At 36.9% G+C, this 14,807-nt stretch carries 13 protein-coding genes; 1 reads left to right on the top strand and 12 read right to left on the bottom strand.

Annotated features, from left to right (window positions below; translation table 11 throughout):
* Nucleotides 1-112 precede the first annotated feature (112 nt).
* From hpf to H3R29_RS06655, 3 genes are all read right to left on the bottom strand, one after another.
* Nucleotides 113-661, bottom strand: coding sequence for a ribosome hibernation-promoting factor, HPF/YfiA family (gene hpf / locus H3R29_RS06665; RefSeq protein WP_174794308.1), 549 nt, complete (start codon nucleotides 659-661; stop codon nucleotides 113-115).
* 94 nt (nucleotides 662-755) lie between these two features.
* Entirely contained in the window at nucleotides 756-1,445 is a 690-nt protein-coding gene (locus H3R29_RS06660; protein ID WP_198202852.1) for a ComF family protein, read from the bottom strand.
* Nucleotides 1,442-2,725 carry a DEAD/DEAH box helicase gene (locus H3R29_RS06655; protein ID WP_198202851.1) on the bottom strand — a complete coding sequence of 428 codons (1,284 nt, stop codon included), beginning with the start codon at nucleotides 2,723-2,725 and terminating at the stop codon, nucleotides 1,442-1,444. The genes H3R29_RS06660 and H3R29_RS06655 overlap by 4 nt, the downstream gene beginning before the upstream one ends.
* A 42-nt stretch (nucleotides 2,726-2,767) precedes the next feature.
* Between H3R29_RS06655 and H3R29_RS06650 the strand changes: the two genes are divergently transcribed.
* Entirely contained in the window at nucleotides 2,768-3,436 is a 669-nt protein-coding gene (locus tag H3R29_RS06650; RefSeq protein WP_232352238.1) for a YigZ family protein, read from the top strand.
* 37 nt (nucleotides 3,437-3,473) lie between these two features.
* On the opposite strand, the gene H3R29_RS06645 is transcribed toward H3R29_RS06650, so the two are convergent.
* The 9 genes from H3R29_RS06645 to H3R29_RS06605 form a co-directional block, all read right to left on the bottom strand.
* Nucleotides 3,474-4,628 (bottom strand): glycosyltransferase family 4 protein, encoded by a 1,155-nt coding sequence (locus H3R29_RS06645; protein ID WP_046324601.1) that lies wholly within the window; start codon nucleotides 4,626-4,628, stop codon nucleotides 3,474-3,476.
* Between the two features lie 141 nt (nucleotides 4,629-4,769).
* Nucleotides 4,770-6,566 (bottom strand): FAD-binding protein, encoded by a 1,797-nt coding sequence (locus tag H3R29_RS06640; protein WP_046324600.1) that lies wholly within the window; start codon nucleotides 6,564-6,566, stop codon nucleotides 4,770-4,772.
* Nucleotides 6,567-6,587: 21 nt separating this feature from the next.
* Complete coding sequence (locus tag H3R29_RS06635; RefSeq protein WP_198202850.1) at nucleotides 6,588-8,393, bottom strand: FAD-dependent oxidoreductase; 1,806 nt, start codon at nucleotides 8,391-8,393, stop codon at nucleotides 6,588-6,590.
* Nucleotides 8,394-8,408: 15 nt separating this feature from the next.
* Entirely contained in the window at nucleotides 8,409-9,404 is a 996-nt protein-coding gene (locus H3R29_RS06630) for a helix-turn-helix transcriptional regulator (RefSeq protein ID WP_198202849.1), read from the bottom strand.
* A 147-nt stretch (nucleotides 9,405-9,551) separates the two neighbouring features.
* On the bottom strand, nucleotides 9,552-11,183 hold the full coding sequence (rny, locus tag H3R29_RS06625; protein ID WP_046324598.1) for a ribonuclease Y: 1,632 nt from the start codon (nucleotides 11,181-11,183) through the stop codon (nucleotides 9,552-9,554).
* A gap of 131 nt (nucleotides 11,184-11,314) precedes the next feature.
* Nucleotides 11,315-12,424, bottom strand: coding sequence for a recombinase RecA (recA, locus tag H3R29_RS06620; RefSeq protein ID WP_198202848.1), 1,110 nt, complete (start codon nucleotides 12,422-12,424; stop codon nucleotides 11,315-11,317).
* Nucleotides 12,425-12,575: 151 nt separating this feature from the next.
* Entirely contained in the window at nucleotides 12,576-13,235 is a 660-nt protein-coding gene (locus tag H3R29_RS06615; RefSeq protein WP_198202847.1) for an ABC transporter permease, read from the bottom strand.
* Entirely contained in the window at nucleotides 13,235-14,170 is a 936-nt protein-coding gene (locus tag H3R29_RS06610; protein WP_046324595.1) for an osmoprotectant ABC transporter substrate-binding protein, read from the bottom strand. Before H3R29_RS06610 ends, H3R29_RS06615 begins: the two co-directional genes overlap by 1 nt.
* Before the next feature lie 13 nt (nucleotides 14,171-14,183).
* Nucleotides 14,184-14,807 (bottom strand): ABC transporter permease, encoded by a 624-nt coding sequence (locus tag H3R29_RS06605; RefSeq protein WP_110445849.1) that lies wholly within the window; start codon nucleotides 14,805-14,807, stop codon nucleotides 14,184-14,186.

The raw sequence follows: 14,807 nt of genomic DNA, 5'->3' as shown, positions 1-14,807 counted from the left end.
TAGTTAAAGTATAAAAACACATTATAATTTTACCATGATTAGCGCTAAATGAAAAATAAACAAAACAAAGACCTCACACTAAATGTGGGGCCCTTACTTAATAATATTATTACTATTTGGTCTCAATCAAACCATAACGGCCGTCATTTCTGCGATAGACAACACTTGTACCGCTGGTTTCACCATCTTGAAAAACAAAGAAATCATGCTCTAGCATATTCATTTGCAAGATTGCTTCTTCAGGACTCATTGGTTTCAACCCAATTTGTTTATTACGAACAATTGTAAATTCATTACTTTCTTTGTCTTTCGAATCTTCCTCCGCACTTTCAACGAAGAAATCATTAATTCCTTTTTCACGGCTCTTACGATTTACACGTGTCTTATATTTTCTGATTTGTCTTTCCAATTTTTCAGAAACAAAATCAATACTGCGATACATATCGTCAGTTGTTTCTTCAGCTCTCAATACTAAGTATGGTAGTGGTATAGTTACCTCGACTTTAGCCTTGTGATCACGATACACCTTTAAATTAACATGAGCAATCATATCTTGATTTAAATCGAAATATTTTTCTAATTTTTTAAGGCGCTTTTCTACGTAACTTCTTAAAGCATCCGTTACCTCGATATTTTCACCACGAACATTATACTTTAACATATGAGATTCTCCTTTCAACTGCTAGAGGCAGTCTTATGCTATCTATATTATAGCAAAATTATAACAAAACATGAAAGCGCTGAACAATTTTGTTTTATCTACATAAGGTAAAACTACTGATTTTCGCATTAGGGAAAATTTTTGCCAGCGCATCTCGAGCATGATAAAGCGTTCTGCCAGTAGTGTATATGTCATCCAGCAAGATAACTGTGCATTTTTGAAAATTAATCGTAAAGTTTTCCTTAACAAAAAAGCTTTGCTCACTAGTTAATCTTTCAGCACGATTTTTCTCTCCTTGGGCTCCTAGTCCTGCTTTCTTACCCAGCATGTTTGTTAAAGGTACAAGACTACCGTACAGTGCAGTGATTGTATCGAATTGTCTTTTAGCGATGTGCTCAGGAGAAGTTGGAACTGGAACATAAACATCAGCTTTATATTCAGATAGTTCTTTAACACACAATTCTTGCAGTGCAGCGTATAAAATGTAGTCACCATAGCGCTTATAGTTAACCATTAAATCATGAAATGCTCTGTTATATAAATACACAGAGTGATTAATTAACAACTTTTCGCCGTATATTTTTTGCCAATTCACACAGTCTGAACAAATCTGATTTTGCTTCGAACTGCCTGAGCATATTGGGCAATGCTTATCAGGTACATGAATGAACTTTTTTAAACAGTGATCACAAATACTTTTTCGATCCTTTTGGTGCAAGGAAAATAAATTTAAAAATGACATTTTTGAAATAAAATATTGTCCACATAATAGGCATTTTTTCATTTATTCATCTCACGAATTTGTTTCATAGCATTACGCAGACTTGAAGTATATTTTTGGTAGCAAAATAATATTAAACCTGTTGGATCAGTCCTAGAGCGACCAACTCTACCCGCAATTTGGACCAAACTAGAAGTATTATAAATTTTATCATCTGCTTGAACTACAATCACCCAAACATGATTAAAAGTTACACCACGTTCCAAAATAGTAGTGGTAACAAGCAATTGTATTTGTCCACGCCTGAAATTATCAACTTTTGCAATTCTCTGTACATCATTAGCATGTACACCCTCTATTGTTATTTGCTTAAATTCAGGCTCATTTCTAAGTGCGCTAACATATGGCTTAATCAAATCAATTCTGGGCAAAAATAAAAGTAGTGGATGCTTAGCCTTAATTACTTTGCTAATTTCTTGCACAAGTTTTGGATTAATTCGTTTACCTTCTAAAAATGGACGTAAAAACAGTTTTTCTTTTGGTACAGGCAAGGAATAACCATGAAAACGTCTATTTAACTTTAATTGCTGAATTTGGCCCTTTTTAACCAGTTTTAATAAATCTTTTGTAGGTGTTGCTGTCAGATAGACCATCTGGCCATTATTCTTAAGCGCATTTTTTGAAGCAAAATTAAGCTCAGGGTTCTGCACATATGGAAAAGAATCAGCTTCATCAATGATCAATAGGTCAAAAGCACGAAAAAATTTTAATAATTGATGGGTGGTACAGATGGTTAATTGCTCTAAGCCTGGCTCTTGGTATTCATGCCCATGATATTTACCAATTTTGATTTCAGTGAATGCCACTTGCAAGCGGGGAAATAATTCATTAACTACATCGATTCTTGGTGCGGCTATGCAGCACCGCTTACCTTCTGCTAAACAGTGAGCAATCAAAGGAAACATCATTTCAGTTTTACCAGCACCGGTTACTGCATGAACTAAAGTATTTTGCTTATTCATATAGTTCTGAACCAAATCCTGAGCAATTTTTTCTTGTTGAGCTGTTAATTTACCACTCCAAGTTAAGCCACCGTTTTTGGTGCGGGGAAAGTTTACTTTCTCTTCATTACGAATAAGATAATCGCCTTCAACCACTCTTCCTAAACCGATACATTCGCGACAATATCTTTTGCCATTCGGCAATTTAGCCCAAACTTTAGCATTGCAGCGTGAACACCGATCGTTGATAACAGCCTTGATTTTTGTTATACCTTTCTTTGTGCTAAAATCCAGTTGACTACTAAGCCATTGACGACCAGCAAGATGAGAAATATTTTCCATTTTGTCCTCCAATGATAAATACGCAAAAAAGGGCTGATTTTTTTGAACGAAAACGAAAAAGAAGATTATTTAACCATTAAGGAAAACGGTGACCACGAATTAATAATTAAAAAAAGTCGCTTTATTGCCACTGTTATAAGAACTTTAACCGTTAAAGAGGCCGAAAAAGCAATTAATGCTGTTACCCAAAAATACCGTGATGCTACCCATAACACTTTTGCTTACACTATTGGATTAAACGACGAGCATGTTAAAGCAAGCGATAATGGTGAACCATCCGGAACCGCAGGTGTCCCGGAGTTAAAGGCACTTCAATTAATGAATCTTAAAAACGTTACCGTGGTAGTAACGCGCTATTTTGGTGGGATAAAACTGGGAGCTGGCGGCTTAATCCGTGCTTATTCCAACAGTGTCACTAAGGCTGTTGAAGCTATTGGAGTGGTTAAGCGCGTGCAGCAACAGGGCTTGAAATTTCAAGTCGATTATAAAAAATTTGACGAAACTCAGCATTATCTTAATCAAAAAAAGATTTTCATTGATAATATCGACTATGAAGCGAAAGTCACAATTTCCATTTTTATTGATGAAGATAAGTTAAAGCAGCTTGAAAATGACTTAATCAATATTTTGGCGGGCAAAGTAGAATTTGAGCTTCTTCCCCAAAGATATAATGAAGTTCCTGTCACTCAACACAACTATCATGAGCAGTAAAAAAACTCACATGTGAAATGTGAGTCAAGTTTAAAATTTATTCTTTTTTCTTCTTTTTTAATTGCTCAGGTTTATCTTGTCCCAAATGCCATACCTCAACTGTTGGATCTTTTTTACTGCGTGAATTAATTAATTTTTGGGTTAAATTCAGCAAGGGCTTATATTTTTCACCTAAAAGCCCAATGGACTCTACGAAAAATTCAAGTGCAACTGCCAGACCAGCAATTAAGACCCACATGCCCCACATTGGTGACAATAAAAATAACAGGGAAATAAAAGAAAAGACCAGTGATATTGCATAAATGCTTAAAACCGTTTGTCTGTGGGTTAAGCCCATTCGCATTAGTTGATGATGCAAATGGTGCTTATCAGCTTGGGAAACGGGTCGATTATTAAGTTTGCGTCGAATCATAGCATAAAGCGTATCAGTAATCGGCACACCTAGAATAGTGACTGGTACAAGCAATGAAATGAAAGTTACGTTCTTCAAGCCTTTTAGAGAAAATACGGCAATCATAAATCCGATGTATAACGCACCGGTATCGCCTAAAAATATTTTAGCCGGGTGAAAGTTATATGGTAAAAAGCCCAGTAAACAAGCTGCCAGCATAAAACAGCCGATCGGAATATAGAGTTGGCCGGTGTGCAAAAAGAAATAGCCGACAATTCCCATCGTTATGAGTGAAATCATAGAGACACCATCAGCCAATCCGTCAAGTCCATCAATTAAGTCAACAGCATTAGTTAAAGCTAAGATCCAAAAAATAGTGATTGGCAGACTCCACCATCCCAAATTTATTTGTTTGTTCAAAAATGGCAGATTGAGAACATTCATTTTAATACCGGCAAGAAAATAAATTACTAGAGCACCGATAAAAATGCCCAGCATTTTTTGTCTTGGCTTCAGCTCCATAATATCATCGATTATGCCAGTCAAGACAATTACACTTGAGCCTAAAAGTATGCTAAATGCTTCATGAGTTGGAAACTGATCGCGCAGGAGAATAAAAGCTCCTATATTGAAGGTGACAAAAATACCCAACCCCCCTAGGGTTGGCATCGGTTTTTTATTTACTCTTCTTTTATTGGGAATGTCGACAGCACCTAATACGAAAGCTAATCGCCTAATAAAAGGTGTGATCGCAGCCTGTATAATCACTAAAAAGAATAATTCAACAATAATTTTAAACATAGTCGGCTACTTTCATTTAAAGTTGTCTTAATTATACAGGGTAGAGCAAAAATGCACAAATTAGGTTGATTATCATAAATATTTCCAAATAAAAAACTGGATGCAAATGTATCCAGTTTTAATTATATTTAACTCCAAAAACTAATTCTGTGAAGCACCAGAATTAGTATCAGTTTTTACTTGAGCATTCTTTGCAGCACTTTCACCGGCAATTCTGCCAAAAACAATAGCGTTTGTAATGCCCATTCCGCAACCTGGATAGGTCATTCCTCGCCATCCGCCTGTCGTACTACCAGCAGCAAAGAGATTACTAATTTTTCTATCAAAATTATCCAAAACTTCTGCTTTAGTATTGATGCACAATCCTCCAGCCATATCCGGTGTTGATGGCGCAAGTTTAGCGGCATAGTATGGAGCCTTAAAAGCAGTTAAATCTTTTTTGCGACCAAATTCCGTATCTTGACCATTGTTTACATCATTATTCCATTTAGCAATTGTTTTCTCTAACACATTAGGGTTTAAATTAATTTGCTCTGCTAATTCCGCGATAGTATCTGCTTTTTTAAAGTAGCCATCTTCTACTTCGCGTTTTAAATGCGGTGAAGGAGCTGGGGCAGAAAAGGCAGCTGGCATTTCATTTGCCATTCCTTCATCGAAAATCAGCCACACGAAACCATGATCTAGGTCAGCAATTTTCTTAGAAGCGTATTCGAAATACATATCTTCTCTAAAGTGTCTTTTAGCATCTGTTCCAACCCAAATATAAGGTTTTGTCCAAGCTGTGCACAAAGGCCCAATACAAACATTATCGCCTGATTGAGTTCCAATAGAATTTGCTATTGGCATCCACATATCTTTTAACTTGGCGCCAATTTCAGCACCCATTGTGATACCATCACCCATTTGCCTAATAGAACCATATGATTCCCCTACAGCAAAATCTGGTGCAAAGCTTTTAAGCATTTCTTTATTGCGTGAAAAACCTGCAGTTGCAATAACAACGCTTTGAGCTTTGTAGTTACCTTTATTAGTATGTACACCAACTACATTATTTTTCTCATCAGTAATTAAGTTCTCAGCTGTAATATTAAAAATAAATTTTGTGCCAACTGCTTTTGCCTTATTGTAAAGTGGCTTTGAAAGACCATAGCCACTTTTTTCGACAGTTAAATGAGACCTTGCTGCCGGAGTCGCATATTCTTTCATTGCTTCTTCATTGCCAATTTCTTGTACTTCTTGGAAATTGACCCCAACTTCTCCAGCAAGCCATTCATAATCTTCAGCAGCATGTTCTACTATTGTTTCACGCATATCCGCATCTTCGTATCCTTGACCGACTGCTTTCAAATAATTATTCCAATTGTCTTTAGAGTCTTTAATACCTTGCGCTTTTTGCAAGCTAGTACCACCACCAGCATTGTAATAACCTCCAGACAGAGTCATATCAGATAGCATATAGCTTGATGTATATTCCAAACATATTACGGAAGCACTTTTTTGCCTTGCTGTAATGGAAGCTGCAAGTCCAGCGGCTCCAGCACCAATTACCAACACGTCAGCATGATCTTCAAATTGCAAATCATCTGGATTGACGTTACGGTAGTCCTTACCATCATCCTTTTTCACTGTATTTCTAAGATCAACTCTTTTATCAAGACCACTGGGATCGCCAGCTTTTGAAACAGCATCTTTGACTGCTTTTTGTACAGCTTGAAAACTAATAGTTGCTCCGGTGACTGCGTCAATATTATATGACTGATGCTCAACAATTAGCTTCGGTGCTTTTTTTAAAGCAGCAGTGCTTATGCCAGAAGTTTCATCTTGTTGATCAATTGTTATATCCGTAATTTTATTGTCTTTGACTTTTACCGAAACCTTGACTTCACCACGATTACCAGAGCCTTTTCCCTGATAAATACCATCTTTTAAATTTGCCATTTCTTATCCTTTCGTTAAAATCTATGCCTGCTTCAAAGCAGATTCTACAGCTTCTTTAAATGCGCGACTTGATGCAGAAGCTCCAGAAACAGCATCTACGTTAGCTGTTTTCTTAGCTAGCATTTCTGTTTTCATTTCCTTAATTGCTTTTTCACCGTAGTCAGGTGATTCGCTTTCTTTTAAAACTTCAATATTGCTTGGACGCTTATCACTGTCAACTGTTACTCGCACTACGATTTCATTGCCCATGCCACTTGAAGATTTACCAATGTATTGATTTTCAGCAGTTGAATAGCTTTCTTCTTTAACATCTGATTCAGGAAATGCAGTATCAGCATTATTTTCACTAACACTGGCACCTGAAACAACTTGATCATCTTTAATTTTGGCGGCATTTTCTCCAGCTATCTTACCAAATATTAAGCAGTCAGCCATGTCACCCCCGCCATTATATTGATTTGCACCTATATGACCCAGTTCACCAGCAGCATATAAGTGTGGCAAAACTTTCTGATCTGTATCTAATACTTCAGCATTTTTATTTCGGCGTGGGCCACCCTGGGTGTTTAACATGGTGTGTTGTTGAGCTAACGAATAAAATGGACCCGTAAGTGAAATTTTGGTCATTGACTCTGGCTTACGTCCACATTGGTAATCAACTCCACGATCAACGAAGAAATTATACGTGTTCAAAGTATTTTCTAAAACTGCCGGATCAACTTTTATTTCTTGAGCTAAGTCAGCGATAGTTTCTGACTTAACCACTTTGCTTAAAGCTTCCTTTTGAAATTCATCATTCTCAGCTGAGAATAGTTCATCGTATTTATTCTGATCAAAAATCATATGAGGATGCACTTGGGCTAAAGGGATTCTCCAAATACCATGATTATAGCGATGACCATGACGGGTTGGATCGTCTTCTGCTACATAACGTGTACCATCATCGCCAACTGTGATCAGTGAACCGGCAAATAATGCTTTCCAGGCCATAATGTTATGAGCTCTTTGGCCTTTGGGAGCAGCTAAATTAACAGTTCCACCTGGTTCATAATTATTCATGTGCCACAAATCTGCACCAACTTCTATAGCCATTTTGATGCCATCGCCATTGTTATAAAGCGTACCGTATGGTAATAAATTAGTTTCACCTAAATAATCCTGCACCATTTGTTCGTTATTTTCAAATCCACCAAGTGCTAAAACTACACCATTTTTTGCATGGACGTTGAACAACTTGCCTTTATTTTCAATCTGTACACCTATTATTGTCTTATCAGTATCCTGAATTAAATGCTTTGCTGGCGTTGAATAAAGCACATCAATCTTGTCGCTGCGATCTAAAACATTCTGGCGCAATTTCTTCCAAAGAGCAGCATCGAATATTTGATCATGCACTAACAAGTCGTCGTTTGTATCTGCACCTTCAAATTCGGGATATTCAGCACTCATGTATGCCAACATGGCAACATTTTTGTTACCTGGGTTATTTTTAACGCTGAATGCTTTACCACCGAGATACTTTTCGAAGTAATCTGGTAAATTGACCATCCCTTTTACAAAAGTTTCTAGCACCTGCTCATCTAAATCAAGTGGAGCAGTCATTTTTTGATAATACTTTTTTAGCTTTTCATAATCATAACCTGCCTCAACAATCTGTCCACAGTATCTGGTATTACCACCTTCATGTCCCTCTGGTGCACTATCTACTAAAAGGACTTTTGCTCCTTTATCTGCTGCGAAACGTGCTGCTGTAGCACCTGCTCCACCAAAACCGATTACCACAACATCATAAGTTGCATTCCATGATTCGTTATCTTTTAAAAACATTTTGTTTCCTCCTAATTAAATTACCGCATTTATACTATTAGTTTTTAATATTGCTTGAAGCCTATATTCTTTAACAGTCATTCCTGTCCATTTCTTAAAGGCTTTATAGAACGAAGAAACACTATTAAAGCCAACTAGAAAACTTACTTCTGCAGTATTTAAAGTTCTGTCTTGAAGTAGATTTTGAGCCAAAATTTTCTGCACAATACTTAACTGTTTTTTAAAAGTTGTGCCTTCATTTTGCAGCCATCTTTGTAATGTTCTTGATGAAATACCCAGTTTATTTGCTACGTCTTTTACCTGAAAATTACCTCCGGCTATCAATTTAAACAGAGTGTTTTGTACAACTGAAGAAATTGGAGGATTTATATTTAATTCTTTTATGTACTTTTTCAAACCAGGCTCCATGAAATTCCACATTACATCATTTTTGGTTACAAATGACTGCTCCAAATCATACTTTCTAAACACCAAATAATTGTCTGAGCTATTTTGAGCTTCAATACCTAAATATTTATTTATTCTTGATCCATACTCATATTTGCTCCCAATAGATACGGGTATAACACATTTATTTGTACCTGCTCTAATCAGACTTACTAAAGAAATTTGATCTACTAATAGGCTAAAACGTGAAAATTTACGATATTTGTCCAAATATTTAATATGAATTCTTAATTTTTCACCTTCCTCAAAAGTTCCCATTTCAATTGGACCTACAAGCTGCTGGTAAGCTGCTAGGCGAGAAATTGCCTGTAAGCCATTTTTGCTTGACAAAGCTGCAAAATATGGAGGAACAAATTGGTAAAAATTACGAACATCACTACACTTCAACAGCTGTTTATCATTTGCTTCTTTGTCTAACATTTCAAATACATGAGAATTTTTAATCCACTTTGCATTCAGATATTTGTCCATTACGCTAGAATCAAGTAAACCAGAAATTGAATTAAATGGGTAACCTAATTCTAGTAGGAAATCTTTTAATTCAGTTGTTATTTTTAGATTCATAGCAGGTTCCTCCATTCAATCCGTATTGTATACCCTTTCATTTTATCAAAATGTGCTTTTTTGCGCTTTTTTATGTTAATTTGCGCCATATTTTGAAGATATATTACAAAACAAAAAAGGATTGAATTTTGCATTCAATCCTTTTATTTACTTTGCAATTGATACAGCACGTTTTTCACGAATAACTGTTATTTTAATATTACCCGGGTAATCAAGTTCTTTTTCAATTTGATTGCGAATGTCGCGTGCTAAAACTGTAATGCGATCATCTGAAATCTTGTCAGGTTCAACCATTACGCGGACTTCTCGTCCAGCCTGAATAGCATATGCCTGTTTGACTCCATCATACCTATTTGCTATCTGCTCAAGGTCAGTAAGTCTTCTGATATAATTTTCCAAACTTTCGCTTCTGGCACCAGGTCTTGCAGAAGAAATGGTATCTGCTGCAACTACCAATTCAGCAATAAATGATAACTTAGGCACATCCCCATGGTGTGCTGCAATTGCATTAACAACCACATCCGGCTCATGATACTTCCTTGTCAGTTCTACACCAATTTCTACGTGTGAACCTTCAATGTCATGGTCGACTGCTTTTCCAATATCGTGTAATAATCCCGCGCGAACGGCTAATTTTTCATTTAATCCAAGCTCTGCAGCCATTGTACCAGCTAATTTTGCAACTTCAATTGAATGACCCAAAACATTTTGACCATAAGATGTCCGGTATTTGAGTCTACCCAATATTTTAACCAGTTCTGGATTCATTTTATGAATTCCCAGCTCCATTAGAGCGCTTTCTCCAGCTTCGTAAATATCATCGTTTACTTCTTTACGGGCTTTATCAACTGTTTCCTCTATTCGAGCCGGATGAATGCGTCCATCCTTAATCAAACGTTCCATTGCCCTTTTCGCAATTTCACGCCTGATGGCATCAAAACCACTTAAAGTTACAACTTTTGGAGTGTCATCAATTATAAGATCAACTCCAGTAAGAGCTTCAAAAGATCTGATATTACGTCCTTCACGACCAATAATTCGACCCTTCATTTCCTCATTAGGCAAATCAACTACAGATACTGTTGTTTCAGCTACTGTATCTGCCGAGCTACTTTGAATTGCATCAATAATTATTTTGCGCGCATAATGGTCAGCTTTAGCTTTTACTTCTTGATTACTATTACTAATCAACTCTGCCCGTTCTTTAACTAATTCATCTGCTAATTGATCTAAAACAAGCTTTTTTGCCTGCTCTTTGTCTAAATGGGCCACTTCGTATAGCTTCTGCGTAGTCTGTTCAACTAGTTCATCAGCTTTTTGCAATTTAGCAGCTAATTCTGTTTGCTTTTGCTCTAGCTGTTCATCTTTTTTAGTTAAATCATCCTCTTTTTCTTTTAGCAAAGAGTTCTTATGATCAAGAGTATCCTCTCGTTGGGTTAAGCGATTTTGATCGCGTGCAATTTTGTCACGTTTGTCGTTTAATTCATCTTCAACTTTTTGTCGATAGTCTTGAATTTGTTCTTGAGCTTCAAGAATTTTTTCTTTTTTAGTGTTTTGCGCACTCTGTTTAATAGCATCAGCTGCTTGCTTTTGTGCATTGACTTCAGCTTTAGCAGCGTCAACTCGTGCTTTTGCTTCGGTTAAAATATGGTCGGCATCGTTTTGAGCGTTCTGAGCCCTTTTCTCCCAGATCCTTTTACGAATAGAGTATCCTACAACAACGCCAACAATAATTGAAATTATAGCTATCGCGACGGGAATCAAAAATTTACTTATCATGATTTCTATCGCCTTTTTTATTTTTTTAGATTATTCACACAATATTAATAATAAAGAACGATGGGACTTATGTCAAACGACATGAAAAAACCTTAACCCATTTTCACAGGTCAAGGTTTATTTCCTCGTAATTAGCTTTTGCTGTCTGCTTCTTTTTTAGCAGAAGCTTCCTTTTCTGTATCAGCAGCCTTTTGGGCTCTCTTGGCTTTTATTTTTTCAGGATCTTCTCTTTCAGCAACTGATTCTTCATCAATACCGAAAGCTTGACGAACCTGCTTTTGGACATCGTCATAGACATCAGGGTGATCCTCAAGGTACTTCTTAGCATTTTCTCGGCCCTGACCAATTCGTTCATCGTGATATGAATACCAGGAGCCGGCCTTGGCTATAATGTCTTTGTCGGCCGCCATATCCAACAGTTCACCACTCTGTGAAATACCCTTGCCATACATCATGTCAACTTCAGCAACTTTAAAAGGCGGTGCAACTTTGTTTTTAACTACCTTGATTTTTACACGGTTACCAGTAATTTCTCCACCGGTTTGCTTGATCTTTTCCGCTCTTCTGATTTCCAAACGAATAGTGGCATAAAACTTCAGTGCCCGACCACCAGGAGTAGTTTCAGGATTACCAAACATAATTCCAACTTTTTCACGAATTTGATTGATAAAAATTGCAATAGTTTTGGTCTTATTAATGTTACCCGAAAGCTTACGCAGAGCTTGACTCATTAAACGAGCTTGCAGACCAACATGACTGTCACCCATTTCTCCGTCAATTTCAGCTTGAGGCACAAGTGCTGCAACAGAGTCAACAACTAAAATATCAATTGCACCACTTGTAATCAACGTATCAGCAATTTGTAAACCTTCTTCACCAGTATTTGGCTGAGACAAAATAAGTGAATCAACATCAACACCTAATGCCTCCGCATAAGCCGGATCCATAGCATTTTCGGCATCGATATAAGCGGCTGTACCACCTCTTTTTTGCACTTCGGCCACTGCATGTAATGCAACCGTTGTTTTACCAGAAGATTCTGGTCCGTAAATTTCTATTATTCTACCCCGGGGATAGCCGCCAACTCCCAGAGCTGCATCAAGAGCAAGCGAACCTGAGGGAACGGTCGAGATTTTGGTGTCAGCTTTATCACCCATACGCATAACAGCGCCTTTACCAAAATTCTTTTCAATTTTCTTAAGCGCATTTTCCAGTGCAGCTTGTTTTTCATCCTTGGCCAAGACTCTTGTCCTCCTCTATCAAAATTTCTTTAATTTAGTACGTAATAATTATACTTTGCTTTAGTGTATATTTGCAAGAAAAAAGGCGAACAAATGTTTATTATTTTTATTCACATTATTAAATACGAAAAAAATGCAAAAAACTTTTAATTTATTTTTTAAGGCCTTTGGGTTCCAAAACTTTTTGCAAGAAATTCAAAATCATATCTGCCAAGATTGCCATCAATGCTGTAGGAAGAGCACCAGCTAGTATAATCGCACTGCCATTAGTAGCATTGGTGCCGCGAATAATTATGTCTCCTAAGCCACCTGCTCCAACGAACGAACCAATTGAAGTGATACCAATTGCTATTACCAAAGCGTTTTTCAAGCCGGCTATAATAACAGACATTGAGAGCGGTAATCTCACCATATAAAGTAGTTGCAGCTTTGTCATTCCCATTCCTTTTCCGGAATCAATGACATTCTTATTAACGTTCCTCATACCAGTATATGTATTCTTAATAATTGGCAAAAGTGAATAAAGCGTAACGGTGACAATAACGGTCATAACGCCTAGGCCCAAACCAATCATTACAATAGACAAAAGGGCAAGCGAAGGAATCGTTTGAATAAAGTTCGCAATTTCTACAACAAAATCTCCTAAATGTCCATTGCGCGAAATAAAAATTCCAACCGGTATACCAATAATAGCTGCAAATAAAACGCCATAGATTGAAATCAAAAAAGTCCGGTTAAATTGTGCTAATACATAACTACCATTATGGACATAATAGTAAATAAATTGCTGCCATAAAGATAAATGAGACATTATTTCTCCCCCCTAAAGTAATTATGTTTTTCTAAAAATTGCCGTGCAACCGTAGCGGGTTCAAGTAGCTTGTCATCTACTTGGAAGTTCATTTTACGTATATCATGAACACTCACATTACCCACTAATCTTTCCAGAATTGCCTTTAATTCAGGATGCTCTCTTAATAAATAGTTATTAATTAGCATGCCACAATTATATGGCGGAAAGAAATGCTTATCATCCTTCAACAGGTGCAAATTGTAGCTATCAATTCGGCCATCAGTAGAATAGCCTAGAATAACATCCATCTTACCGCTTTTCAGTGCTGAATATACTAAGCCGATATTCATTGGGTGTGCTTTAGAAAAGGTTAATCCGTAAGCTGTTTGAAAAGCAGGATAACCGACGCCTGGAGCATTTACCCATTCGGATGCTACACCGAAAGAAAATTTATCTTTAACTTTCTTTAAATCAGAAATCTGATACAGATGGTACTTCTTTTGGTCTTTTGCTCTCACCATAAAAGCATAATTATTAGCGAAGCCATATGTATGCAAATAAGTTTGATCCCATCTCTTTTTTACTTCACGTCTGACTGTGTCATTTGCCTTTTTGGAATCCTTAATAGCTGGCAATAAAAGATTTGCAGTTAATTCACCACCATCATAAGCAGCAGCTTGAATATCGGCGTCATGACGAATTAGAGCCTGATGCTGCATAGGAGCAGAACCCAAATTATTAACAATTGAAGTTTTGTATGAAGTTTCATGTTCAATCAATTGGGCAACAATATTAGCCATAATTTGTGATTCAGTAGTTGTTAGTGCCGTAATTCTAATATTTTCCTGACTGCCTTGACTATCAGAAAGTCCAGGCAAGCCACAAGCACTAGTAGTTAACATAATAAACAAGGCTGTTATCATCAGGAATATCTTTTTAAAATACTTTTTCATGATGAATACCTCCTTATATTCCTTTTGGTGTTAATTTACGTTCAAGCTTACCCAAGAGATAATCAGTTAGAAGTGCCAATATGATGACTGGAATGGTACCACCAAAAATTAGATCAGTCTGATATAAACTAAGGCCATTAAAGATAAAGTCGCCAAGGCCCCCAGCACCTATATAAGAAGCTAGAGTCGCCCACGCAATAACATAAATAGCAGAAAGTCTTATTCCTGCCATGATTACAGGCATTGCTAAAGGAATATCAACTTTCAAAATTAATTGCAGATTAGTCATACCTAAGCCACGTGCAGAATCAATAGTGTCCGGGTTTACCCCCATCAGACCAACATATGTATTCCGCAAAATGGGCATTAAACTATAGAGAAAAAGTGCAATAATTGCGGGCAGCTTACCAACACCAAAAAATGGAATCATGATCGCAAGCAGAGCCAAAGCTGGTATGGTCTGCAACATACTGGCAATAGCAATCACGACTTTTGCCACGCGCGGAAATTTCATTAATATGATACTTAATGGAACTGCTACAACAATTCCCAAGCCCAGTGAAATAGCTGAAATATATATTTGTTGCCAAGTTTTTACCAATAATTCTGAGCCATGTTGTGCAAAAAAGGCTGACAT

Origin of the sequence: Lactobacillus sp. M0393, assembly GCF_016102025.1 — a bacterium.
Taxonomy (GTDB): Bacteria; Bacillota; Bacilli; order Lactobacillales; family Lactobacillaceae; genus Lactobacillus; species Lactobacillus melliventris.
The sequence above is the reverse complement of the archived record's forward strand: the minus strand, read 5'-3'. Positions and strand labels throughout refer to the sequence as shown.

What these genes read in the sequence shown, in the direction of transcription:
- H3R29_RS06645 (WP_046324601.1), bottom strand. Translation starts at nt 4,628, where the DNA reads ATGTTTAAAATTATTGTTGAATTATTCTTTTTAGTGATTATACAGGCT.
- H3R29_RS06635 (WP_198202850.1), bottom strand. Translation starts at nt 8,393, where the DNA reads ATGTTTTTAAAAGATAACGAATCATGGAATGCAACTTATGATGTTGTG.
- H3R29_RS06615 (WP_198202847.1), bottom strand. Translation starts at nt 13,235, where the DNA reads ATGTCTCATTTATCTTTATGGCAGCAATTTATTTACTATTATGTCCAT.
- hpf (WP_174794308.1), bottom strand. Translation starts at nt 661, where the DNA reads ATGTTAAAGTATAATGTTCGTGGTGAAAATATCGAGGTAACGGATGCT.
- H3R29_RS06640 (WP_046324600.1), bottom strand. Translation starts at nt 6,566, where the DNA reads ATGGCAAATTTAAAAGATGGTATTTATCAGGGAAAAGGCTCTGGTAAT.
- H3R29_RS06605 (WP_110445849.1), bottom strand. Translation starts at nt 14,807, where the DNA reads ATGTCAGCCTTTTTTGCACAACATGGCTCAGAATTATTGGTAAAAACT.
- rny (WP_046324598.1), bottom strand. Translation starts at nt 11,183, where the DNA reads ATGATAAGTAAATTTTTGATTCCCGTCGCGATAGCTATAATTTCAATT.
- H3R29_RS06660 (WP_198202852.1), bottom strand. Translation starts at nt 1,445, where the DNA reads ATGAAAAAATGCCTATTATGTGGACAATATTTTATTTCAAAAATGTCA.
- H3R29_RS06655 (WP_198202851.1), bottom strand. Translation starts at nt 2,725, where the DNA reads ATGGAAAATATTTCTCATCTTGCTGGTCGTCAATGGCTTAGTAGTCAA.
- H3R29_RS06610 (WP_046324595.1), bottom strand. Translation starts at nt 14,170, where the DNA reads ATGAAAAAGTATTTTAAAAAGATATTCCTGATGATAACAGCCTTGTTT.
- H3R29_RS06630 (WP_198202849.1), bottom strand. Translation starts at nt 9,404, where the DNA reads ATGAATCTAAAAATAACAACTGAATTAAAAGATTTCCTACTAGAATTA.